This is a genomic window from Xenorhabdus sp. KJ12.1 (assembly GCF_963876495.1).
Classification (GTDB): Bacteria; Pseudomonadota; Gammaproteobacteria; order Enterobacterales; family Enterobacteriaceae; genus Xenorhabdus; species Xenorhabdus stockiae.
In genome coordinates this window covers 26,800-52,837 of the sequence record NZ_CAWNQH010000073.1, presented here as the reverse complement: position 1 = coordinate 52,837, position 26,038 = coordinate 26,800, and the positions used below count along the sequence as shown (strand labels likewise).

The 26,038-nt window shown below is 43.3% G+C and carries 18 protein-coding genes; 12 read left to right on the top strand and 6 right to left on the bottom strand.

What is annotated here, in order from left to right; all coding sequences use genetic code 11:
* Positions 1–150: 150 nt before the first annotated feature.
* Together AACS92_RS12885 and AACS92_RS12880 are read right to left on the bottom strand one after the other, a co-directional pair.
* A complete protein-coding gene (locus tag AACS92_RS12885) occupies positions 151–3,300 on the bottom strand; it encodes an efflux RND transporter permease subunit (RefSeq protein ID WP_099111371.1) in 3,150 nt (1,049 codons plus the stop codon).
* A gap of 15 nt (positions 3,301–3,315) precedes the next feature.
* Complete coding sequence (locus AACS92_RS12880; protein ID WP_099111370.1) at positions 3,316–4,515, bottom strand: efflux RND transporter periplasmic adaptor subunit; 1,200 nt, start codon at positions 4,513–4,515, stop codon at positions 3,316–3,318.
* 152 nt (positions 4,516–4,667) lie between these two features.
* On the opposite strand from AACS92_RS12880, the gene acrR reads away from it, so the two are divergent.
* Both acrR and mscK read left to right on the top strand, forming a co-directional pair.
* Positions 4,668–5,318 (top strand): multidrug efflux transporter transcriptional repressor AcrR, encoded by a 651-nt coding sequence (acrR, locus tag AACS92_RS12875; protein WP_099111369.1) that lies wholly within the window; start codon positions 4,668–4,670, stop codon positions 5,316–5,318.
* Between the two features lie 143 nt (positions 5,319–5,461).
* On the top strand, positions 5,462–8,923 hold the full coding sequence (mscK, locus tag AACS92_RS12870; RefSeq protein WP_099111368.1) for a mechanosensitive channel MscK: 3,462 nt from the start codon (positions 5,462–5,464) through the stop codon (positions 8,921–8,923).
* Between the two features lie 178 nt (positions 8,924–9,101).
* Here the strand turns inward: mscK and rsmS are convergent, their stop codons facing one another.
* Together rsmS and priC are read right to left on the bottom strand one after the other, a co-directional pair.
* Entirely contained in the window at positions 9,102–9,272 is a 171-nt protein-coding gene (gene rsmS, locus AACS92_RS12865) for a pleiotropic regulatory protein RsmS (RefSeq protein ID WP_099111367.1), read from the bottom strand.
* A gap of 24 nt (positions 9,273–9,296) precedes the next feature.
* Positions 9,297–9,839 (bottom strand): primosomal replication protein PriC, encoded by a 543-nt coding sequence (priC, locus tag AACS92_RS12860; RefSeq protein WP_099111366.1) that lies wholly within the window; start codon positions 9,837–9,839, stop codon positions 9,297–9,299.
* A gap of 204 nt (positions 9,840–10,043) precedes the next feature.
* Here priC and apt point away from each other — a divergent pair, with 204 nt between their 5' ends.
* The 9 genes from apt to AACS92_RS12815 all read left to right on the top strand — a co-directional run bounded on the left by apt (position 10,044) and on the right by AACS92_RS12815 (position 20,745).
* Entirely contained in the window at positions 10,044–10,595 is a 552-nt protein-coding gene (apt, locus tag AACS92_RS12855) for an adenine phosphoribosyltransferase (RefSeq protein WP_099111365.1), read from the top strand.
* A 118-nt stretch (positions 10,596–10,713) separates the two neighbouring features.
* Positions 10,714–12,717 (top strand): DNA polymerase III subunit gamma/tau, encoded by a 2,004-nt coding sequence (gene dnaX, locus AACS92_RS12850; RefSeq protein ID WP_099111364.1) that lies wholly within the window; start codon positions 10,714–10,716, stop codon positions 12,715–12,717.
* A 47-nt stretch (positions 12,718–12,764) separates the two neighbouring features.
* Positions 12,765–13,094, top strand: coding sequence for a YbaB/EbfC family nucleoid-associated protein (locus AACS92_RS12845; RefSeq protein WP_099111363.1), 330 nt, complete (start codon positions 12,765–12,767; stop codon positions 13,092–13,094).
* Complete coding sequence (gene recR / locus AACS92_RS12840; RefSeq protein WP_099111362.1) at positions 13,094–13,702, top strand: recombination mediator RecR; 609 nt, start codon at positions 13,094–13,096, stop codon at positions 13,700–13,702. The genes AACS92_RS12845 and recR overlap by 1 nt, the downstream gene beginning before the upstream one ends.
* Before the next feature lie 222 nt (positions 13,703–13,924).
* On the top strand, positions 13,925–15,814 hold the full coding sequence (gene htpG, locus AACS92_RS12835; protein ID WP_169926580.1) for a molecular chaperone HtpG: 1,890 nt from the start codon (positions 13,925–13,927) through the stop codon (positions 15,812–15,814).
* Between the two features lie 172 nt (positions 15,815–15,986).
* Positions 15,987–16,631 carry an adenylate kinase gene (gene adk / locus AACS92_RS12830; RefSeq protein ID WP_099111360.1) on the top strand — a complete coding sequence of 215 codons (645 nt, stop codon included), beginning with the start codon at positions 15,987–15,989 and terminating at the stop codon, positions 16,629–16,631.
* 337 nt (positions 16,632–16,968) lie between these two features.
* Entirely contained in the window at positions 16,969–17,934 is a 966-nt protein-coding gene (gene hemH / locus AACS92_RS12825; protein WP_099111359.1) for a ferrochelatase, read from the top strand.
* Positions 17,935–18,148: 214 nt separating this feature from the next.
* Positions 18,149–19,261: an LPS O-antigen length regulator Wzz(fepE) gene (gene wzz(fepE), locus AACS92_RS12820; protein WP_099111358.1), complete on the top strand. Its 1,113-nt coding sequence runs from the start codon at positions 18,149–18,151 to the stop codon at positions 19,259–19,261.
* A gap of 173 nt (positions 19,262–19,434) precedes the next feature.
* Positions 19,435–20,745: an inosine/guanosine kinase gene (locus AACS92_RS12815; protein WP_099111357.1), complete on the top strand. Its 1,311-nt coding sequence runs from the start codon at positions 19,435–19,437 to the stop codon at positions 20,743–20,745.
* A gap of 60 nt (positions 20,746–20,805) precedes the next feature.
* Here AACS92_RS12815 and ybaL read toward each other — a convergent pair whose 3' ends face one another.
* A complete protein-coding gene (ybaL, locus tag AACS92_RS12810; protein ID WP_099111356.1) occupies positions 20,806–22,518 on the bottom strand; it encodes a YbaL family putative K(+) efflux transporter in 1,713 nt (570 codons plus the stop codon).
* Between the two features lie 221 nt (positions 22,519–22,739).
* On the bottom strand, positions 22,740–23,981 hold the full coding sequence (locus tag AACS92_RS12805) for an MFS transporter (RefSeq protein ID WP_099111355.1): 1,242 nt from the start codon (positions 23,979–23,981) through the stop codon (positions 22,740–22,742).
* Positions 23,982–24,331: 350 nt separating this feature from the next.
* Between AACS92_RS12805 and ushA the strand changes: the two genes are divergently transcribed.
* Entirely contained in the window at positions 24,332–25,990 is a 1,659-nt protein-coding gene (gene ushA / locus AACS92_RS12800; RefSeq protein ID WP_099111354.1) for a bifunctional UDP-sugar hydrolase/5'-nucleotidase UshA, read from the top strand.
* Positions 25,991–26,038 lie beyond the last annotated feature (48 nt).

Here is a 26,038-nt window from a genome sequence, read left to right as displayed (position 1 = left end):
TCGTAACGGAAAGGTGTTTTTCTTGGTATAACCTTTGAACTCCACCCGCAAAGCGGGTGGTTTTATGTTTAAGACGCTAACGCGACTTAAACTGGCTAAGGCCATAATATAAAAGGCCACCGGAGTGGCCTTTAAAGTTATTTATTGAATTTAATGAGGAGATGAAATGTGTTCAGGATCCTCATTTTTTTTACTAAAATGGCGTTTAATCACAACGAAGAAGACAGGGACGAAGTAAATTGCCAGAGATGTCGCTGCAATCATTCCTCCCAGTACGCCAGTTCCTACGGCATTTTGAGCACCAGAGCCTGCACCGTTGCTCAGTACCAGAGGCATGACACCTAACATGAAAGCGAGAGATGTCATCAGAATAGGGCGTAAGCGCATTCTGACTGCTTCCATTGTTGATTCAATAAGCCCCTTGCCGTCTTTTTCCATCAAGTCCTTGGCGAATTCAACGATAAGGATGGCATTTTTTGCAGACAGGCCGATTGTTGTCAGCAAACCAACTTTAAAGTAGACGTCATTATCCATACCTCGCATAAAGGTTGCCAGTAATGCACCAATAACACCTAGTGGAACAACCAACATTACAGAGAATGGTATGGACCAGCTTTCATACAGGGCTGCCAGACAGAGGAATACCACAAGCAGAGACAGGGCATATAGCGCCGGAGCCTGATTACCTGAAAGTCGTTCCTGATAAGACATTCCCGTCCAGTCATAGCCAATACCTGCCGGCAATTGTGACGCGAGTTTTTCCATCAAAGCTATTGCTTCACCAGTACTTTTTCCAAGTACAGCGTCACCAACAATTTCCATGGATGGTAATCCGTTATAACGTTCAAGGCGTGGAGGACCGTAGATCCACGGTTCTTTGGTCGTGTCCATGAATGTAGAAAATGGCACCATTTCACCGTAGAGGTTACGGACATATAATTTGGCAATATCTTTTGGCAGCATGCGGAAACGCGCATTAGCCTGAACGTAGACCTGCTTAATACGACCGCGATCAATAAAATCATTCACATAAGTACCCCCAAACATTGTACTGAGCGTGATATTAATGTCATTGATGGAGACACCCTGTGCTTCTGCTTTCTCCTGATCGATGTAGAAGCGGTATTGAGGAGTATCATTCTGACCAGTAGGGCGTACACCGGTCAGTATATCTGAATTCTGAGCCGCCATACCCAGTAATTGATTACGGGCACTTGTCAGTGCCTCATGTCCAAGGTTTCCTTTATCAATTAACTGGAAGTCAAAACCACTGGCAGAGCCTAATTCCACGATAGACGGAATGTTAAATGCTAATACCATCCCTTCTTTAATTTGTGAAAAACGAATATTAGCCCGGTTTACAATTGCCGGAACCTTATCTTTGTCTTTCTTGCGTTCATCCCAGTCTTTTAAGCTGATAAACGCCGATCCTACATTTTGTCCCTGACTGGAAAAATCAAAACCGTTTAAGGTAAATACAGACTGAACGACGTCATTTTCATTAGTCTGGAAGTAATCATTAATTTCATCCAGTATCTTCTGAGTCTGCTCCTGAGTTGAACCGGGAGGTAACTGAACTATTGCCAGCAGTACACCCTGATCTTCTTCTGGAAGGAAAGATGCAGGGATACGAATGAATAACAAAGCCGTTCCTGCGATGAGCACGATATAAATCAGCAGGTAACGCCCTGTACCGCGCAGCATGCGCCCGATACTGTCAGTATAATGGTGAGTGCTTTTTTCGAATAAACGGTTAAACCAGCCAAAGAAACCTGTCTGAATACCGTGGCTGCCTTTGGCAACCGGCTTAAGCATCGTTGCACAAAGCGCCGGCGTCAGGATCAGGGCAACAAATACAGACAAGATCATTGCCGAAACAATAGTGATGGAGAACTGGCGATAGATTGCCCCTGTTGCGCCACCAAAGAATGCCATCGGAACAAATACTGCGGAAAGAACCAGCGCGATACCGACCAGAGCACTTTGGATCTGACCCATTGATCTTTTTGTTGCTTCTTTTGGTGAAAGCCCTTCTTCCTGCATGACGCGCTCGACGTTTTCTACTACGACGATTGCGTCATCAACAAGCAGGCCGATTGCTAGTACCATAGCGAACATGGTTAATGTATTGATGGAATAACCAAATGCAGCCAGAACGGCAAATGTACCCAGCAATACGACCGGAACAGCAATGGTTGGGATCAGCGTTGCCCGGAAGTTTTGCAGAAACAGGTACATGACAACAAATACCAACAGGATTGCTTCTATCAGTGTTTTCACCACTTCGAAAATAGAAATCTTAACGAAAGGGGTGGTGTCATATGGATACACAACATTTAAGCCATGCGGGAAGTAAGGCTGCATCTCTGACAGTGCTTTCTTGACGGCTTTAGAAGTATCCAGCGCATTAGCACCTGTTGCTAATTTGATACCTATACCTGATGCTGGTTTACCATTAAATCGGGCAAGAAAACCATAGTGCTGGGCACCGAGTTCAACAGTGGCAACATCGCCCAGAGTGATTTTGGAACCATCAGGATTAACACGCAGCAGGATCCGACTAAACTCCTCAGGAGAGCTCAGGCGAGTCTGGGCAATGATAGAAACATTCAGGCGCTGACCGGGAACAGAAGGCGTTGCCCCTAATTGTCCGGCGGCAACCTGATTATTCTGTTCCTTGATGCTCTTCATGACATCCAGCGCGGTTATTTTATAGTTGAGCAGTTTATCGGGATCGAGCCAGATACGCATGGCATACTGTGTACCAAGCAGCATGGCTTCACCCACTCCACCCACGCGGCTCAGGGAATCTTTGACATTGGCTCCAATATAGTCGGAAATGTCCTCCTGAGACATGGTATTATTCTCAGAAATGAAACCCGCAACCATTAAAAATGAGCTGGTTGTCTTCTCAACGCTGACACCTTGCTGTTGAACTTCCTGAGGTAACAGAGGGAGTGCCTGCTGTAGTTTATTTTGTACCTGAACCTGAGCTGTATCAGCATTGGTTTCTGCTTCAAAAGTCAGAGTAATACTCGTACGGCCCGCAGAATCGCTACTGGAAGACATATACACAAGGTTATCGATGCCATTCATATTTTGCTCGATAACCTGAGTGACCGTATTCTGTAACGTTATTGCGTCAGCTCCCGGATAAGTAGCCGAAATAACAATCGATGGAGGAGCAATGGCAGGATATTGCTCCACAGGTAATTTCATTATCGCCAGCAGACCAGCGAGCATGGTGATAATTGCAATTACCCATGCAAAGATAGGTCGTTCTATAAAAAACTTAGGCATGAATCCCCAACTCCTTTATTGAGATTTTTTGGCTGATTCAGTTTTATTTGTTTCAGGTTTGGCATCCAGATCCACTTCTGTTGGCTGAACAGTAGCTCCCGGCGCGGCTTTAAACAAACCTGTGACAATCACTTTATCTCCGGCCTTCAACCCTTCAGTGACGAGCCACTTATTACCAATTGCCTGAGGAGCTTTGAGATAACGCAATTCTACTTTGTTATCTTTATCAACAATCAGTGCTGTTGCCTGCCCACGAGGCGTTCTGGAAATGGCTTGTTGTGGTACCAGAATCGCATTATGGCGAACACCTTCCTCCAGCTTGGTACGGACAAACATACCCGGAAGGAGTTCTTCATTCGGATTTGGGAAAACTGCGCGCATTGTGATGGTACCTGTTGTTTCTTCAACGGTAATATCAGAAAACTCAAGGTGGCCCGTCCGGCTGTATTCCATTCCTGTATCTGTGACTAAATGAATTTTGGGCTTGCCGTTTTCTCGCTGGATCGTACCTTTTGCGATTTCATTTTTAAGCCGCAGATAATCATCACTCGATTGGGTGATATCAACATAAATCGGATCCAATTGTTGAACACTCGCCAGTGCCGTTGTCTGGCCGGCAGAAACCAAAGCACCTTCGGAAACGGCTGATTTACCTATACGCCCGGAGATAGGCGCAGTGACTTTGGTATAGGCTAAATTGATACGGGCACTTTCCAGTGCTGCTTTAGCTGACTGAACATCTGCGACAGCCTGAGCGTAATCAGAGTTAGCTTTATCAAATTCCTGCTTACTGACATATTGTGTTCCCAGCAGTGGCTTATAGCGTTCAACAGTTAAATGGCCGACGTTTTCATTTGCTGTTGCTCTGGCTAAGTTTGCTTTGGCTTTATTGTAATCAGCCTGATAGCTTGCTGGATCAATTTGGTAGAGTGATTCTCCTGCGGTGATATCACTGCCTTCTTTGTAATTACGTTTCAGGATGATGCCACTGACTTGAGGACGGACCTCGGCAACTCGGTAAGCTGAAGTTCTGCCCGGCAATTCAGTGATGACTGTCAGAGGTTCAGCTTTGAGCGTCACGATACCGACTTCAGGAGCCTGCTCGCCAGCAGCCCTTTGCTGAGTATTTTGATTATCGTTACATCCTGAGAGAATGAAGCTGCCTGAAAGTACCAGTAATGTGGCCAGAGGCAAAACCCCTCTGTTTTTTAGCATAAGTAAACCTCAATTTTTCAATGTAAACTCTCGAGCTTTATGAGCGTTAACGAGTGAAATTATTACTTCATTAATGAGCGGTGCTATAGTACAAACATACATGAATGTATGTAAATCAGCCTTGAGTCAAAAACAAAGTTTATGGCATGAAAATGGCACGAAAAACTAAACAGCAAGCTAACGAAACCCGCCAACACATTATCGAAGCCGCGATAAAGGTCTTTTCTGAGCGTGGTGTGTCTGCAACATCATTGTCTGAAATCGCGGTTGCAGCGGGTGTAACGCGAGGTGCAATTTACTGGCACTTTAAAAATAAAACTGATTTGCTTTTTGCTGTGTGCAAAATGCCAGCAAACAAAATAGACGCGTTAGAGAAAGAGTATCAGGCAAAATATCCTAATAATCCACTCCTCGTATTGAGATATATATTAATTTTTCTACTAAAAGTCATGACGGCTGATTCTCAAAATCGTTTATTAATGGAAATATTTTTCCACAAATGTGAGTTTGTTGGAGAGATGTCTTCATTAGCTGAACAGATTAGAGAAGTCTGTATTTCTGATTATCAAAAAATAGAAGACATGTTGGTTATGTGTATTCAGTCAGGAGAGTTACCTTATAATCTTGATATAAGGCGTTCAGCCATCATGTTAAGGGCATTAATGACCGGGTTGCTTGAAAACTGGTTATTTGCACCAGAGAGTTTTAATATTCAGGCACAATCTGAGTCTCTGGTGGATGGCTTTATTGACACACTAAAATATAGTCGTCACTTGCGTCGCATTGAAGATGCATCGTACTGAGTAAGTGAAACCAATAAAAAGACAATTAAGCGGTAAAGGCTATGCATCTATACATTATGGTGATGGCTCTTTCTTAACGAGCAGAATTGCCGATACTTCAGTGCTATCATTCCATTATCTGTAAATGATGAGTAGATTAATTCATGGTTCTATTTAACCGCAGTTTGAGTGTCTTACTCAACAAAGCGGGTCTGTTATGCAATAAAAGGCCCGATATATTATATATTCGCCAGCTGGGCCTAATCAGCCTGCTTTTTTTTCTGCTGTTTTTTCTTCACCCGGCCTCGGCTGCATTCAGCAATGATGTACCAACACGTGATGATATCCAGAATCAGCTTAAGGTGTTAACGGACCGTAATGAGCATACTCTTGAAGAGAGAGCTTCGATCGCTGATTTGGAAAAAGCACTTTCTTTCTTTGATAAGATTGAGAAGATTCAGCAGGATTCTGAGCAGTTGGAAAAAAATTTACAGCAATTACCTCAGAAGTCACAACTACTCACCGCTGAGTTAGCGAGCCTGAAAAATAATTCTCAACAAAATGAGGATGAATATAAGAATAACCTGGCGACTCTATCGCTGAAACAACTTGAATCTAAACAGAGTGTTACACTTAACAGTTTACAAAAAGCGCAGGACAATCTCGCGAACTACAATAGTCAACTGATTGGGTTGCAAACACAGCCTGAACGGACACAAAATCTGCTGTTTAATAATGTCCAAAGATTACAGCAAATCCGTAATTTGCTTAATAATGCTGTTACGGAGCAATCGGACGTTCGCCATACTGAGATTGAATTATTACAGGTAGAGCAAGCTTTCCTGACGCAGCAAAAAGAATATCAAAAATCGGCTCTGCGCGCGAATACACAGCTGCAAACTCTTCTACAGCTACAGCGCGATTATACCTCCTTCCAGATTGAACAATTAGAACGGCATGTCCAGTTTATTCAGGATATGGTTAATGGAAAGCACTTAATTGATTCGGAGGAAACCGCGAAAGAAGCCCAGAATTCAAATGATACCAGTCCCCATATTCAATCTAATCCGCTGGTCAGAGAAGAAATTATGGTGAACCGTGAATTCAGTGAGCGTCTGGTAGCGGCAACACGGGATAATAATCAGCTGGTGAAGAAAAAAATTCAGGTGAAGAATTTTTTAGACAGAGCTATCCAGTCTGAACGTGATTTAAAAGAACAGGTTAAGGTGTTACGCGGTAGTTTATTGTTATCACGCATTTTGTTTCAGGAACAGCTACAGGTTCCTCAAACTGTCCTGACAAAGGATTTACCCACGAAGATTGCTGATTTACGGCTGGAGCAGTTTGAAATCTCACAACATCGTGATCAACTTTATTTAGTGGACGATTATATTAATCAACTGCTGAATCAACATGCCAATGATATAAAAAATGAATCTCAGGAAGCCGTTGGAGAAATCCGTAATGCGATAGGGCAATTGTTGGAAATTCGTCGAGAGCTGTTGAATCAATTGAATAACCAGTTGGGGCAGCAGATCACACAAGCGATTAATTTACAGATGGATCAACAGGAGTTGTTGAATGTGACACAATCGCTGGAACAGACGCTCGCCCAACAGATTTTCTGGGTTAACAGTAATAAGCCGATGAATTGGGTCTGGCTGAAATCATTGCCTATTTTAGCTCATGAAGAGCTGACTCACTTTAGTGTGCACTTTACTATCAGAGGGATTATTTCCGGGTTGCAGAACTCTGTCCATTTTGTCATTCCTCTATTACTGGTAGGTTTGTTTCTGCGTTGGCAGACAAAAAGTATTAACGCACACTTGAAGAAAATTTCAGCTGAAATAGGGCAGCTACGCAGGGATAGTCAGCTACATACTCCACTGGCTTTGGTTCTGACACTGATAAAAACGCTGCCACTGGCGTTTATTATTCTGGCTATAGGTTATTGGTATTCGAAGTCAGAGGATGAACTGGGAGGAATGATATGGGATTTCTCCAGTCATTTGGCTTTATTCTGGGTTGTCTATGGCTCCAGTTACCAAATTCTGGAAAGAGGCGGGATTGGAGAACAGCATTTTTCACTCGATAGAGAAGTTTGTTCCTTATTCCGCAAAAATCTGGTCAGATTATCAGTCGCTTTGCTGCCGATTTTGTTCTGGATAACTCTGGGAGTTAAGCATCCGCTTCGTTTGGCTGATGATGTGATCGGTCAATGTACAGTGTTGATTTGCCTGCTCTTCGTTTTTATCTTTGTTTTTCCGTTCTGTCGTCAGGTATGGCGTGAAAAAAGTTCGCATATGATCCGCACGATCGTGGTGACAATGTTGACTTTTTCACCACTGATTCTGATAGTACTGATGGTGTCAGGTTATTTTTACACGACGTTACGCTTGTCTGAACGCTGGCTTTACAGCGCTTATTTGCTGCTTCTCTGGCATATTTGCTATCAATCTTGTCTACGTGGATTAAGCCTTGCTGCCCGTCGTATCGCATATCGCCGTGCAATGTCTCGCCGTCAGGCACAGTCAAAAGAAGGTGCGGAAGGTGAAGTCATCGAAGAACCGCCAATGGCCTTGGAGCTGATTAATCAGCAATCATTACGTCTAACGACCATGGTGCTGTTTTTGATCTTTTTTATGGCGTTTTACTGGATTTGGTCTGATTTGGTGACGGTCTTTTCTTACCTTGATGGAATAAACCTGTGGCAATACAGCACGACAACCGATCAGGGAAATATTCTGCAACACGTTACCCTGAAAGATTTGGCACTCTCAGTCGCAATGCTGGTTATTTCATGGGTGATGATGCGAAATTTGCCGGGGTTATTGGAAGTATTAGTGCTGTCCCGCTTACAGCTACAACAAGGTTCTTCTTATGCCATTAAGACAACGCTGACTTATTTAATTATCGGTGTCGGCGGAATTAGTGCATTGGGCACATTGGGAGTTTCGTGGAATAAATTACAATGGCTGGCAGCGGCCCTTTCGGTTGGTTTGGGATTTGGGTTACAGGAAATCTTTGCCAACTTTGTTTCGGGCTTAATTATTTTATTTGAGCGCCCTGTTCGTATCGGGGATACCGTAACAATAGGGACTTATTCCGGTTCAGTCAGTAAAATCCGTATTCGGGCTACAACAATCACTGATTTTGACCGCAAAGAAGTCATTATTCCTAACCGGGCTTTTGTGACAGAACGCCTGATCAACTGGACCCTTTCTGACACTATCACACGCATTATTATTAAAGTTGGTGTCGCCTATGGCTCCGATCTCGATAAGGTGAAAGAAGTCATGTTGCAGGCGGCGAAAAGTAATCATCGTGTAATGAATGAACCGGAACCACAGGTTTATTTTATGAGTTTCGGTGCCAGTACGCTGGATCATGAATTGAGGCTTTATGTAAGGGAGCTGGGAGATCGCAGTCGTACAGTCGATGAGGTAAACCGCAGTATAGATAAATTATGTCGGGAAAATGATATTAATATTGCCTTCAATCAACTGGAAGTCTATTTGCATAACGGTCAGGGCAATAGCTTGCAAGAGGTTAAAAGGTCGATAAGTGGTGCTCAGTACCAGACTGGTGAACCTCCAACGCCTGATGATAAGCCGTTCTTACCTTAAATAATCATAATATACCCAATGAATTTCAAATTGCTTCGCGGCGGTAAGGGAGTGAGTCCCCGGGAGCATAGGTAACCGTATGTTTATAAAAACGGTGACTGGGGTGAGCGAGTGCAGCCAACAAAGAGGCAGTTTGAAAAACGACGGGTATAAAAGGGGAACATTCCGGGTTGTACAATCAGGAGTGTTCCTCAGATTGTTGAGGTAATTGTTTTAATTTTCCCTGTAGATCTTGTCTGACGATATCTAATGCTGCCAAAGCCGTTTCTGGGGAAATATCATTACATTCGAGCAGGTAAATGAGATCAACTGCAAGCTTGACCTCTGGCGGTGCATTTTCGAGTGACATAATGGGGTATTCCTCTAATAATCATTAATCAGAATGTTCCTGCTTTTCTATCGTTCTTTCTATGCGCATTAACGCTTGACGACAACGAGCCAGTCTGCCTGCCAGAGCAGCGATCTCTTTTTGCAGTTTATATTTATCGACTGCCTCAGCTTTCTGAGCCAGTTGTAATTCTCGGTCATCAATCATTGCCATTAATCGGCGTTCATAATCCTGATGTTCGGCCAGACGATGATAAAGATCCTGCTCTTGTGACTGACGCCCGAATTTATCTTCCTGTTTGCGGAGAACCTGCGTGGATAATTCCCGTTTCAAAGCTTCTATTTGCATCACTAAACGTTCAGAGAGAAATTTAACCTGTACAGTGCGATTATCCCGGACGCAGCTTTTCAGTTGATCCATATTCTGATTAATTTCCAGCATATAGCCACTGAGTTTATTCGTATGGCAGTGGAATAACGCCTGATCAAAACGAGCAATTGAAAATGGTATATCTGGCAGGGAAGATAATTCGGCTGCTAGCATACTGATTTGTTTTTCAAGCACATCTAATAAATTTTGTATACCCATCAGTATCCCGTTATAGTCGATAATCTTTTGGTTGAATGCTATTTCATCTGACCCGCGCTGTGTTTAACGATACGCAGGGATCAGCTGAGGATAAGCTTGATACATATCAACAAAAATTAAGCTACAACTTGCTTTGTTGTTGCTTTTTCCCGGTAGTTTGCATAGATTTTAGCGTTTTCATTTTTTAACTGGCTGGCATTGATTATGACCGCTAACGCACAAAAACTGCAATTTATTAAAGATAGTATCGAAACAATACCTGATTATCCGAAAGCAGGCATACTTTTCCGCGATATTACCACGTTATTGGATAATCCTGTTGCATATCAGGCGACGATCGATTTATTGGTAGCTCATTTTCAAGGCAAAGGTATTACCAAAATTGTCGGTACTGAAGCTCGTGGTTTCTTGTTCGGGGCACCAGTGGCACTGCGTCTGGGGGTAGGTTTTGTTCCCGTCCGTAAAAAAGGTAAACTACCCAGAGAGACGTTAAGTGAAACTTATGATCTGGAATACGGTACTGATACATTAGAAATTCATAAAGATAGCATCAAAGCCGGAGATAAAGTCCTCGTTGTTGACGACCTGCTTGCAACCGGTGGCACGATTGAAGCAACTGTGAGCTTAATCCGCCGTCTTGGTGGTGAGGTTTCAGAAGCGGCCTTTATTATTGGTCTTCCTGATTTGGGAGGCACAGAACGCCTGAAAAATCAGGGTATTGATAGCTACACCCTTGTTGAATTTCCAGGCCACTGATCGCTCTTGTCTTTGCATTGATTGCTCTGATTTTTGCATAATTGATACATCAGCCTCGCCGACTATGGTGAGGCTGTGCTAGCATGATAGGCAGTCGTGTTCAATTTCCCCGGTATTCATGAGCTATCAGGTACTTGCCCGTAAGTGGCGCCCACAAATATTTTCTGATGTGATTGGTCAGCAACATGTGTTGACTGCATTGGCTAATGGTCTTGAACACCAGCGCCTCCATCATGCTTATCTTTTTTCCGGCACACGTGGTGTTGGGAAGACTACTATTGCCCGCCTGTTGGCAAAGGGCCTGAATTGTGAAATAGGTATCACAAAAAACCCTTGTGGACAGTGTGTTAACTGCCTTGAAATTGAGCAGGGGCGGTTTGTCGATCTGATTGAAATCGATGCTGCGTCACGAACAAAAGTAGAAGATACCCGTGAACTACTGGATAACGTGCAGTATGCCCCAGCCAGAGGGCGTTTCAAAGTTTACCTTATTGACGAAGTTCACATGCTGTCCCGCCATAGTTTTAATGCATTACTCAAGACATTAGAAGAGCCGCCGGAGCATGTGAAATTTTTGCTGGCGACGACAGATCCACAGAAATTACCCGTAACCATTCTTTCGCGCTGTCTACAATTCCATCTGAAAGCACTTGATGTCAGCCAGATTTCAAGCCAGCTGGAACATGTGCTTAATGCGGAACAAATAGAGAGTGAAGCTCGAGCTCGTCAGCTATTGGCCCGTGCAGCGGACGGCAGTATGCGTGATGCTCTGAGTCTGGCTGATCAGGCGATTGCTCTTGGTGGCGGAATACTGACAGCAGATATTGTCAGCCAGATGTTGGGAACGCTGGATGATGAACAGCCTTTGGAAATGGTTGAAGCTCTGGTTCGTGCGGATGGGCAGAAACTGCTGACTTTAGTGGAACAGGTCGCAGCCCGTGGTATGGACTGGGAAAACCTACTGGTCGAAATGTTATCGTTGCTGCATCGTGTTGCGATGATTCAGTTGCTGCCTCAGCAACCAGAGATTGAGCCTTCTTCAACAGAAGGGCGCTTGCGGTTGTTGGCGAGATCAATGCCACCCAGCGATTTACAACTTTATTATCAGGCGTTGTTAACTGGCCGTAAAGATCTCCCCTATGCCCCAGAGCGTAGGATGGGGGTTGAAATGGCATTATTACGTGCTCTGGCATTTCATCCAAAAACGATAATTGAAGAAGTGCCAGCCTCTAATAACGCAGATATACCGGTCTCACAGGGTACAGCATTCATGCCTACGCAGCCGCCAGTGTCTGATAATTTTGGTTCTGTCAGCCCTGAATCTGGTATGACAGATAAACAACCCTCTGCCCAGAAACAAAAAATGGCCCCAAGGGAGGGGTTAGAACCAGTTGCTGACAGCCCGACTGCAAAATTACTACAGGCAAAAAATCTGCTTTCGCGGCAGGAAGGCACTTCCTCAAAAGGAAGTGCTCCTCCAAAAAAGGCTGAGCCGGCAGCGTCTGTTAAGGCGAAGCCGGCGAGTTCGGCACTGGAGCGATTGGTTGCAGTGGCCGAACAACGGCCTCAGTCTTTTGTTCCCAAGACACGTGAAGTTAAACCGGTAAAGCAAGAAGCTTATCGGTGGCGTGCGAAAAATATTGAAGAAAAGAAGGTTGTTACAACACCAAAAGCTATCAAATCAGCACTTGAATATGAAAAAACACCTGAATTGGTGAAAAAGCTGGCTATTGAATCCAGACAGCGGGATCAATGGGCGGCTGAAATTGATAATCTGAATATTCCTAAACTGGTTCAGCAGGTAGCCTTGAATGCATTTAAAGAGCAGATTAATGAAAATCAGTTCTGTCTTCATCTACGTTCAAAGCAACGTCACCTAAATTCGGCATCGGCACAGAGATCTTTATCGGAAGCGTTGACGGAATTGCATGGAAAACCTATTGAACTCAGCATTATTGAAGATGATAATCCAGCAGTAAAAACACCGCTGGAGTGGCGACAAGCCATCTATGAAGAAAAATTGGCACAAGCGCGCCAATCCATTATTTCGGATAAAACGATCCAAACACTTCAACAATTGTTTGATGCTGAAGTGGATGAAGAAAGTATCCGGCCTGTTTAACCCCGCAGTGTGTATTGATACTGTGTCTACAGCAAAGAGAGAAAATTATGTTTGGTAAAGGTGGTTTGGGCAATTTGATGAAACAGGCCCAGCAGATGCAAGATAAGATGCAGAAAATGCAGGAAGAAATTGCAAATCTGGAAGTGACTGGTGAATCTGGTGCAGGTCTGGTGAAAGTCACCATTAATGGTGCACATAACTGCCGTCGTGTCGAAATCGATCCAAGCCTGATGGAAGATGATAAAGATATGCTGGAAGATTTGATTGCTGCGGCATTCAATGATGCAGCCCGTCGTATTGAAGAAACTCAAAAAGAAAAAATGGCTAGTGTTTCCAGCGGAATGCAGTTACCACCCGGCTTTAAGATGCCTTTCTGATGCAAACCAGCCCTCTTCTTGAATCCCTGATGGAATCATTGCGTTGCTTGCCGGGAGTCGGTCCCAAGTCAGCACAACGGATGGCGTTTCATCTTTTACAACGGGATCGCAGTGGTGGTATGCGGCTTGCTCAGGCATTGACACGTGCTATGTCTGAGATTGGACATTGTCAGGACTGTCGAACGTTTACAGAACAGGAACAGTGCACGATTTGTACCAATCCCCGCCGTCAGCAAAACGGTCAGATCTGCGTGGTTGAAAGCCCGGCGGATATCCACGCTATTGAACAGACGGGTCAGTTTGCGGGGCGCTATTTTGTCCTTATGGGGCATTTATCGCCGCTGGATGGCATCGGTCCTATGGATATCGGCTTGGATCGTTTGGAAGAACGTTTATCTTCTGAAACGCTGTCGGAAATTATTCTGGCAACTAATCCGACTGTCGAAGGAGAGGCAACTGCGAACTATATTGCTGAAATGTGTTCGCAATATGGTGTGACTGCCAGTCGTATAGCACACGGTGTTCCTGTTGGAGGGGAGCTTGAAATGGTAGACGGAACAACGCTGTCCCATTCCCTTGCCGGCCGCCATAGAATTACTGATTTGTGATCATACCTCCATTTTTTAATGGAAAATTCCAATGGATGGTGTTGTGAAACCCGCCGCCATCCATAATTATTTGTATAACTGATTGTTTTTAAAAGTCTAAATAATTAATTTCACATTCTTCTTATTCTCTGAACTTGAAACTCTTCAGTTTTATCCCCATCTGATTACCATCGTCCGATTTTACATATCTGAACTGGATTTAGATTGAGGTAATAAATGAGCATGAAAGATCAGGAAACCCGTGGATTTCAATCAGAAGTCAAACAACTGTTACAGTTGATGATCCATTCTCTCTATTCCAATAAAGAAATTTTCCTCCGTGAGCTGATTTCAAACGCATCAGATGCGGCGGATAAATTACGTTTCCGTGCATTATCAGCGCCAGAGCTGTACGAAAATGATGGTGAACTGCGTGTTCGTCTGGCTTTCGATAAAGAGAATAAAACAATTACCATTAGTGATAATGGTATTGGTATGACCCGTGATGAAGTGATCGATAACCTGGGAACGATTGCAAAATCTGGTACTAAGGCATTTCTTGAATCTATCGGCTCTGACCAGGCTAAAGACAGCCAATTGATTGGTCAGTTCGGTGTTGGTTTTTATTCCTCCTTTATTGTTGCTGATAAAGTGACTGTACGTACCCGTGCAGCAGGTGCGGCGACGGAACAGGGCGTATTCTGGGAATCAACCGGTGAAGGTGATTACACTGTTGCTGATATCGAAAAAGCAGAACGTGGAACAGAAATTACCCTGCATTTACGTGAAGGGGAAGATGAATTTTTGAATGACTGGCGTTTGCGTTCTGTCATCGGCAAATATTCTGATCACATCGCCTTACCTGTTGAAATTGAAACCCAGACTAAAAATGAAGAAGATGATTCAGTTACTGTAGCATGGGAAAAAATCAACAAGGCACAGGCATTGTGGACTCGTGGTAAAGCTGAAATCAGCGATGATGAATATAAAGAATTTTATAAACACATCTCCCACGATTTCGCTGATCCTCTGAGCTGGAGCCATAACCGTGTTGAAGGAAAGCAGGAATATACCAGTCTGTTGTATATCCCTTCCCAGGCACCATGGGATTTGTGGAACCGTGAACATAAACACGGGCTGAAACTGTATGTACAGCGTGTCTTCATCATGGATGAAGCTGAGCAGTTCATGCCAAATTATCTGCGTTTTATTCGTGGGCTGATTGATTCCAATGACCTGCCACTGAACGTTTCCCGTGAAATTCTACAGGACAGTTCAATCACTCGTAACCTGCGCAGCGCACTGACTAAGCGCGTATTACAAATGCTGGATAAGCTGGCAAAAGATGATGCAGAGCAATACCAGTCTTTCTGGCAGCAGTTTGGTCTGGTTCTGAAAGAAGGTCCAGCCGAAGATGGCGGAAATAAAGAAGCTATTGCCAAGTTGCTGCGTTTTGCGACTACGCATAATGACAGTGCTTCACAAACTGTTTCTCTGGAAGAATACGTCAGCCGCATGACCGAAGGTCAGGAGAAGATTTACTACATTACCGCAGATAGTTACGCTGCTGCGAAAAATAGCCCACATCTGGAACTGTTCCGTAAGAAAGGCATTGAAGTTCTGCTGTTATCTGACCGTATCGATGAGTGGATGATGAGCTATCTGACAGAATTCGACGGAAAATCATTCCAGTCAGTCAGCAAAGCTGATGAATCTCTCGATAAACTGGCGGATGAAAACAAAGCAGATCAGGAAGAAGAAGATAAAAAACTGGAACCATTCGTTGAGCGTGTGAAGACACTGCTTGGCGAACGTGTGAAAGAAGTCAAGCTGACCCATCGACTGACTGATACACCGGCGATAGTGACCACTGATGCTAACGGAATGACCACTCAAATGGCGAAACTGTTTGCAGCGGCAGGACAGTCAGCACCGGAAGTCAGCTATAACTTTGAACTGAACCCGGATCATAATCTGGTTAAAAAGGCAGCTGAAATTCAGGATGACAGCCAATTTGCTGACTGGATTGAGTTGTTACTGGAGCAGGCTCTGTTTGCTGAACGTGGAACGCTGGATGATCCAAACCAGTTTATCCGCCGTATGAATCAATTATTATTAGCTGAAAGCGCGTAATATCGTTTAAATTATGCCAATAAACCACGCTTCAACGGAAAATGAGGCGTGGTTTGTTTTTTGATAAGCGCGAAAACGTTTACCTGTTTTCTTGAGCGACTACCATTCCAGTGGTATGGTGGTTCGTTTTCTTTAAAAAATACGAAAAGCAAATAGCAAGGGGATTTACGCGATGCGTATTATTCTGCTGGGCGCGCCAGGCGCCGGTAAGGGGACTCAGGCGCAATTTATCATGGAGAAATATGGGATCCCTCAAATTTCGACAGGTGACATGTTGCGTGCCGCAGTAAAAGCAGGCAGCGAGCTGGGTTTAAAAGCAAAAGAACTGATGGATAATGGCAAACTGGTAACTGATGAGCTGGTTATTGCTTTGGTTAAAGAGCGTATCAAACAAGATGACTGCCGTAACGGATTCTTGTTGGATGGGTTCCCACGTACCATTCCTCAGGCTGATGCTATGAAAGAAGCGGGTGTCAGTGTTGATTATGTACTGGAATTCGATGTGCCGGATGAAATTATCGTTGATCGTATTATCGGCCGCCGTGTACATGCCCCATCAGGTCGTGTTTACCATATCAAATTCAATCCACCAAAAGTGGAAAATCGTGACGATATTACAGGCGAAGAACTGACTGTTCGTAAAGACGATCAGGAAGATACTGTCCGTAAACGTCTGGTTGAATACCACGCTCAGACTGCACCTCTGGTTTCTTACTATCAGCAAGAAGCACAGGCAGGTAATACAAGCTACTTTAAACTTGATGGGACACGTCAGGTTGCTGAAGTTAGTGAAGAGCTAGCCCGCATTCTGGGTTAAGACTCTGGGGTATTAGTGCCCTGAGGTATTAGTATCCCGAATAGTTGCGCGACAGATTTCAGATTAATTTGATCCTGAAGCATAGAGCAGGCGGTGTGAATACCGCCTGACTTTCACCTTTCCGTATCAGATCCCCCCCATAAAATGTATTATACCCTTCGTCTTTCAAGTTGCCTCTTTGTTGGCTGTGTTCACTCACCCCGGTCACATAGTTATCTATGCTCCCGGGGATGCGTTCCCTTGCCGCCGCAACGCACCTTGAAATCCATTGTGTATGTGACTATCACCGAGTTTTATCCTGAATTATCCGTCACTTTAATGGGTGGAGTGTTGAATAATGAGTAATCGTAATTATGGTGTGCTATTAGTTAATCTTGGTACACCAGACGCGCCGACACCTGCTGCAATAAGGCGTTATCTGGCACAGTTTTTAAGTGATCGGCGAGTCGTGGATATTCCACCATTGATTTGGAAGCCTCTGTTGTATGGCATTATACTTCCTTTCCGTTCTTTCCGTGTAGCCAGGCTGTATCAGGAAATCTGGACAGATGAAGGCTCGCCTTTATTGGTTTACAGCAAACGTCAGAAACAGCGATTAAGTGAAAAACTGGGTAATATACCTGTTGAGCTGGGAATGACTTATGGTTCACCTTCATTAACTCAGGCAGTAGATAAATTACTACAGCAGGGTGTTGAATATCTCATCGTACTTCCTTTGTATCCTCAGTATTCAAGTACAACATCAGCGGCAGTATTTGATAGTCTCAGCAAAATATTACAGGGATATCGTACTATCCCACATTTAAAATTTATCCGCAGTTACGCACGGCACCCGGCATATATCGCCGCATTAAAGGAAACTGTAGAACAGAGCTTTGAAAAGCATGGTCAACCTGACCGCCTGATTCTTTCCTACCACGGTATCCCTGAGCGTTTGGCTGAAATGGGTGATATCTATCCACAGAACTGTCTGGCGACAACTAAATTGCTAACGGAATTGTTGGACTATCCGGCAGACAGAATTATGATGACATACCAATCGCGTTTTGGGCGTTTACCGTGGTTAGCACCCTATACGGATAAAACAATAGCTCTGTTGCCGGAGCAGGATGTGGAGCATATTCAGGTACTGTGTCCGGGATTCGCATCCGATTGTCTGGAGACGTTGGAAGAAATTAAGCAGCAGAATAAAGCTATTTTTTTAGATGCGGGCGGGAAAAAGTTTGAATATATACCAGCACTTAACGATAATGAGGCGCATATTTCACTATTCATGCAATTAATCAATGATGCCATGAGATAACGAATAACTGGTAGTTATGGATTATGGCAGGGTTTCATACCGGAAGTACATTGGCAGATATGGATATTTTTGCTTATAGTTAGACGGTGTATATTCTGTCAATTGTGTGATTTTTTTAGAGTATTTGCTTCAAAATCAATATATAACGTAAGCTGGAAATTAATCTGGCAGGGAATAACGAGAAGCAAAATTATTTGGATTGGACATAGAGATAATGAGTAATAAACCAGTTAAGCATACAGACTTTTATGAGGAATATGCAGACTATTATCATCCAAAGCAAGATGACGAAATTGATCTGTTTGAATTGTTCTCCGTAATATTTCAGTCAAAATATTTGATTATTGCAGTATCCTTTATTTTTGCAGTGATTGGCTTTGGTGTTGCGTCATTTTTACCACAAAAATGGACCAGTACGGCGGCAGTGGTACAACCTGAGCTGGAACAGTTTCAGCCATTAAAAAACGTCTTAACAGAACTGAATGTTCTTAGTCTTGATCCAAAGATTACAGAGTATTCACTATTTAAGCGTTTTGTTGAAAACTATAACTCCCGTGTACTGCGTGAAGAATATCTGGTAGACACCGATTACTTCAGAACACTGCTTGCCAGTAAAGAAGATATTACGGCACAGGCTAAAAGAAGTCTGATTGAACAGATTGTAAATAAAAATATCTCTTCAACTGTACCCAATAAAAAAGATAAAGATGATGAATTTTATGAAACAACGCTTTCTTTCAGTGCGGGAACAGCAGAAGATTCATACAAGTTATTGTCTGGTTACATCAAATTTATCTCCTCTGTTGTGCGTGACCAGATAAAAGATGAACTGAATGATGCAGTGAGTCAGAAACTGGCTTACTCGAAAAGAATGTATGATATTGATTTGGGCCGCATCACCAACATGCGTGTTACCGATATTGAACGACTGAAGTATGCAATTTCTATTGCCAATTCAGCGGGTATAAAAAAACCAGTCTCCAGTGGTGGCGCAGTTGTTAAGGATGACCCTGATTATTCAATCGCTTTGGGTTCTGATGCCTTGCAACGTAAATTGCAGATCACTGAAGGCATTACTGATGCAACAACGATAGATCCTGACTTACGTAACCGTCTTCTTTATATCAAAAATCTGGAATCGGTAAATATTGATAAGCTTGATTTCCAGCCATTCAAATATATGCAGGAGCCATACGAGCCAACGGCGAAAGATTCACCTAAGCGTCTGTTAATCCTGATTGGTGCTGGCTTTATCGGTTTTATTCTGTCGGTAATGTTTGTCCTGATGCGCCATATGATGCGTAGCCGTCAGAAGCAAGTAGCCTGAAGATTATGAGCTACATTTAATCATCAGTAGCTTATAATCAGCGAAATTTGGCAGCCAGTGTGTGTTATCGCATTGGCTGTTTCTTTTCATCAATACTGAATACTGTGCTTTTTGTTTCATAGTGGGATTATGCTAATATGGCGCATGTTTTGGCTCCATAGCAACAATCAATTATGAAATTCCCCGGAAAACGCAAATCTAAACACTATTTTCCTGTCAGTCTGAGAGACCCTCTGCTTCAGCCCATCAAAGAGATGATGGATACTGAAAATAATCGAGCATATATTGTTGGTATTGACCAGATATTGGTAGATATTGAAGCTAAGGTTGATGAAAGTTTTATCCAACGTTATAACCTGAGTCAGGGGCATTCATTAGTTATTGAAGATGATGTTGCTGAAGCGCTCTACAATGAACTGGCAGATAATAACCTCATCAGCCATGAATTTGCGGGTGGAACGATTGGTAATACTCTGCATAACTATTCTGTGCTGGCTGACGACAAATCTGTGTTGCTTGGCACCATGTGCAATAACATTCAAATCGGTAGCTATGCCTATTGCTATCTTTGTAATACTTCCAGCCGGATGGATTTGAATCATCTTCAGGGTGTCGATGGCCCAATTGGCCGCTGTTTTACTCTGATCACTGAAAATGGTGAAAGAACATTTGCCATCAGTCCGGGGTTAATGAATCAGCTTAAACCGGAAAGTATTCCTGAGCATATTATTGCAGAAGCATCAGCACTGGTAATCACGGCCTATCTGGTACGCTGTAAATCAGGTGAACCAATGCCGGAAGCAACCATGAAAGCCATTGAGTACGCGAAGAAACATAATGTGCCAGTTGTTCTGACACTGGGTACAAAATACGTTATTGCGGACGATCCTCAGTGGTGGCGCGATTTTCTGGCAGAGAATGTTTCTGTGGTAGCCATGAATGAAGATGAAGCTCTGGAACTGACCGGATTTAGTGATCCTCTGCTGGCTGCAGATATGGCACTAAATTGGGTTGACCTCGTATTATGTACTGCTGGCCCGGCAGGGTTGTATATGGCCGGTTATACAGAAGAAGAGTCCAAGCGTCAGACATCACACCCATTATTGCCGGGAGCGATTGCTGAATTCAATCGTTTTGAATTCAGTCGTGCCATGCGTCAGGATGATTGTCAGAATCCTATGCGGGTCTATTCTCATATTGAGCCATATATGGGAGGACCTGAAAAAATTATGAATACGAATGGTGCCGGAGATGGCGCACTGTCTGCCTTACTGCATGATATTACAGCTAATAGCTATCATCGTATGAACGTCCCTAATTCGAGTAAACATATGCGCTCTTGCCTGACGTATTCTTCTCTGGCTCAGGTGTGTAAGTATGCGAACAGAGTGAGCTATCAGGTATTGAGTCAACATGCTCCACGTCTGACACGCGGTTTACCAGAAAGGGAAGATAGTCTGGAAGAGTCTTACTGGGAACGTTAATTTCTGATTCAGGAGTATCCCCCTTTGAAATTATTGGGATACTCCCTATTAATCAATTCATTATGCTGCTGATGAATTAGTTGGTGAAAATGCCGATGGTAGTGCTATCGGGCAGTCAGGCGTGGATTCAGGGAGTGAATCAGCCATCGCTCTGGCGATTTCATGTTCGCCAATAATAATATGATCAGCGCCACGTGCCGTAAGGTAAGTGACTTCATCATCGTAATGAGCGCGAACGATAATATTGATATCTGGCCTGATTGCTCTTGCACTCTCGATAATTTTGCCGGCTTCATAACCATTCGGGATAGTCAGGAATAGCGCACAAGCACAATCCAATCTTGCTAATGCCATGATATCTTCTCTGGCAGCATTCCCCATCACAGCACTAATCCCCATTTCTCCCAACTCTTCAAATCGGGCACGGGTATCCTCAATTGCAACCAGTGGAAAAGGTTTTTCCTGCAAACGCTGGCAAAGCAGGCGACCGACCCTACCATATCCCACAACAATCGCATGGCCGCAAATATTGACAGGGATTTGAGTTTCTTCCTCTAATGTTTCTTCCAGTATCTGTTCTTCTATCGTTTCTGTTTTTTCCAGATAGCGATCCAACAGGCTGAATAAAATCGGATTCAACATAATGGAAATAATAGCCCCAGCGAGTATTAGGTTACGTGCATCACCATTCAACACGCCTAAAGTGACACCTAATCCAGCCAGAATAAAGGCAAACTCACCAATTTGGGCAAGACTGACAGAAATAGTCAGTGCGGTACGTCGTGAGTGGCCGAAAAGCCTGACCAGCAACAGTGCTGCGACAGATTTACCGATAATAATAATGGCCAGCGTTCCTAAAATGGCAATGGGCTGCTGGATCAAGATTATTGGATCAAACAACATACCGACCGAAACAAAAAACAGCACAGCAAAAGCATCTCTGAGTGGTAAAGTATCCTGTGCGGCTCTATGACTCAGCTCTGATTCATTCAGTACCATCCCGGCAAAAAATGCTCCCAGTGCAAATGAGGCATCAAACAGCTCGACTGCACCATAGGCGACCCCTAAAGCGATAGTGAGGACAGCCAGGGTAAATAACTCGCGCGAGCCTGTACTGGCTGTTTTTGCCAGCAGCCAGGGGATCAGACGGCGGCCGACAAAAATCATCAATAAAATAAATGCGACAACTTTGCCGACGGTAATGGCAAGTTCAAGAAGTAATTGGCCGATATCAGTATTATGGTTATCTAAAATACCCGCAGAAGCAGGCAGTAATACCAAAGCCAGCACCATTGCCAGATCTTCGACAATCAGCCATCCAATAGCAATTTTCCCTCGCTGGCTGTCAATGAGTTGGCGTTCTTCCAGTGCTCTGAGCAGTACTACGGTACTGGCGGTGGACAGGCAGAGGCCAAAGACAATTCCGCTGAATAAACCCCAGCCCAGTAATTTTGACAGGCCGGCTCCTAATAGCGTTGCCACGGCAATTTGGGCAATCGCTCCCGGGATTGCAATTGATTTTACGGCTAATAAATCTTTGAGTGAAAAATGCAGACCGACACCAAACATCAGTAAGATCACGCCAATTTCTGAAAGTTCAGGCGCCAGAGAAGTATCGGCAACAAAACCTGGTGTAAAAGGCCCGGCAAGCACACCGGCCATAAGATAACCTACCAAAGGTGAGATTTTCAGACGCTGTGCAAGCATGCCAAGCAGATAGGCGAGGAGAAAACCGCCAACAATAGTCGTGATGAGAGGTGTCGAATGCTCCATCAAGTCTCCTTCTGAGTTGGATAAATTTAATAGGATGTATTATCAGATTGGGTAATTATTAATTTTACAAATAATTTGAAATTTTTGCTTGAAAAATATACTTTTTTGAGAAAATGAGGGTGATCTACATAAAGAGCATTGTAATGGTATTTTATGTAGATCTTTTTATTATTTACTCATGTTTACAAAGATAAATGATAGTAAATAATGAATATTTTTTATTATTTAGTGCTGATTTTATTATGTTTATTTCCTATGTTTGGTAAAAATAGAGTGAAAATGCCAAGAAATGGTAAAAAAGCACATATTTTATAAACTAATTCTATACTGGTTTTATCTGCTATATATCCGAGAGCGGCTGCTCCGACACCTCCCATACCGAATGCTAATCCAAAGAATAATCCCGCTATCATCCCTGTGTTGCCGGGAAGTAGCTCCTGTGCATAGACGAGAATGGCGGAAAATGCAGATGCCAGTATCAGGCCGATAATAACGGTGAGTATGCCTGTCCAGAATAGTGATGCATAAGGCAAGAGAAGAGTGAAGGGGGCAACACCCAGCATCGAACCCCAGATGACATACTTACGGCCGATTTTATCTCCGATAGGGCCACCAATCATGGTGCCTGCGGCGACAGCAAACAAAAAGACGAAAAGATGAATCTGTGCATTTTGAACAGAAACACCAAATTTTTGGATCAGATAAAAGGTATAGTAGCTGCTGATGCTGGTCAGATAGAAATACTTTGAAAAGATCAGTATTAGTAGAATGATGAATGAACGGACAATGATTTTTCTGGGGAAAACAGGCTCAAAGCTTGTATTGGAGGCGTGGCGTGAAGTCGTGCGATACTGCATTTTGTACCATTGACTGACTTGTAACAGAATGATGATAGCCAGCAGAGCTGCCAGAGAAAACCACCCTATATTTCCCTTACCGTAAGGCGCGATGAAAATAGCGGCTAACAGTGGGCCAAGTGAACTTCCCAGATTTCCGCCTACCTGAAATAAAGATTGCGCTAATCCAAGACGCCCACCCGAAGCCATTCGGGCAACTCTGGATGATTCTGGGTGAAAGACCGATGAACCTGTACCGACCAGTGCTGCAGCCAGCAGTATCATAGGAAAACTTTCGGCATAAGCCAGCAAAAGCAATCCGGAAAGGGTAAAACCCATCCCAATGGGTAGCGAATAAGGTTTAGGATGTTTATCTGTATATAAGCCAATGAGGGGCTGTAGTAAAGACGCCGTGACCTGATATGTCAGAGTTATCATTCCAATCTGTATAAAACTGAGCGTAAATTCAGATTGTAATAGTGGATAAATCGCCAGAATCAGCGATTGGATCATATCGTTCAAAAGATGAGACAGGCTAATTGCGCCAAGAATAGAGAAAACCGTTTTCTGTGTTCTTTTTTGTGAGCCTGATTGTGGAATTGTACTATTTTGCTTATTTATGTTCATTTCTTCACCAATGTCACCTGTGTTGTATGGTGTTGAACGGTTATTTAATTGTTACACCTTAATGCATATTCACTTTCCAATAAAACCTTTGCTCATCTTGGTATAATTTGATGCCTATCGCAAAAAAATGGAACAACACTCTATTTAATAGCTTATTTATGTAATCTTGATCGAAAAAATACGGCATTAAGTGCTGTTCCGCTAGTCTGTTCTGTTGTTGAATATATGCCTGTGCCAGCCATGTTTCTTGTCATAAAAAATCACACTCTTTGAAATGAGGCAGGTTTTAACATCATTGAAAAACAATAACAGTCATGCAGTCAATTTATTTAGGAGCATGGAGATATCCGATGAAATTTTCATTTAAAGCGTCAGTATGTACCCTTGTTGTTTCTCTGGCTTTGTCACCGATGGTGGCTTCGGCCTGGGAAAAAGATAAAACGTACGATATTACGATCTTGCATACCAATGATCATCATGGTCACTTTTGGCAGAATGATCATGGAGAGTACGGATTGGCTGCTCAGAAAACGGTAGTAGATTCCATACGACAGGAAGTGGCTAAAAAAGGTGGCAGCGTATTACTGCTATCGGGTGGAGACATCAATACGGGTGTACCTGAATCGGATATGCAGGATGCCGAGCCGGATTTTAAGGGAATGAATCTGGTGGGTTATGATGCGATGACACTGGGAAATCACGAATTTGATAAACCTTTGAATGTTCTTTATCAACAGGAGAAATGGGCTAACTTCCCATTTTTGTCAGCGAATATCTACCAGTCCAGTACCAATAAGCGTTTATTTAAGCCCTATGTGATATTTGATAAGCAAGGGGTGAAAATTGCTGTTATTGGCTTAACCACTGACGATACCGCGAAAATAGGTAATCCGGCTAATTTCCCGGATGTGGAATTCCGTGTACCTGCGAAAGAAGCGAAAAAAGTCATTGATGAACTGAAGAAGAATGAAAAACCGGATGTCATTATTGCTGCAACGCATATGGGGCACTATGACGATGGTCACCATGGTACAAATGCTCCCGGAGATGTGGAAATGGCGCATAGTTTACCTGCTGGCTATCTAGATATGATTGTAGGGGGGCATTCACAAGATCCGGTCTGTATGTCTGCGGAAAATAAAAATTATAAACAAGTGGATTATGTACCGGGAACACCTTGCTCTCCGGATCGCCAAAATGGAACGTGGATTGTTCAGGCCCATGAATGGGGCAAATATGTCGGTCGGGCAGATTTTCAATTCCGTAATGGTGAGTTTAAGTTAATGCACTATCAGTTAATTCCCATCAATTTAAATAAAAGAGTCAAACAAGAAGATGGGAGTACTGAGAGAGTTTATTACACTCAACAAATTCCCCAGAACGCAGAAATGCTGAAATTGTTGACCCCTTATCAGGATAAAGGCAATCAGAAACTGAGTGTCAAAATTGGGTCAGTTGACGACAAATTAGAAGGTGATCGTAGTAAGGTTCGTTTTATACAGACCAATATGGCTCATCTTGTGCTGGCAGCTCAGATGGAACGGGCCAATGCTGATTTTGCTGTGATGAGTGGTGGCGGTATCCGTGATTCTATTGAAGCAGGGGATATTACGTATAAGGATGTATTAAAAGTTCATCCATTCGGTAATCAGCTAATTTATGTTGACTTCAAAGGCAGTGAAGTTCTGCCTTATCTGACCGCTGCTGCTAATATGGAAGCAGATTCAGGTGCTTATGGTCAGTTCTATAATGTCAGTTTTGTGAAAGAGGGTAAGAGCATCAGCGACGTAAAAATTGCTGGGAAGCCTTTAGATCTGAATAAAACTTATCGTATGGCAACATTGAATTTCAACGCTATCGGTGGTGACGGTTATCCACGAATTGATAATTTGCCGGGATACGTAAATACCGGTTTTGTCGATGCGGAAGTATTGAAAGGATATATTGAAAAACACTCTCCACTGAAAGCCGCTGACTATGATCCTAAAGGCGAAATAGTTTTCAAGTGATAATAAGTCAAAGCTGATTTTTGCTAAAAAAGACCATCTTTAAGACAG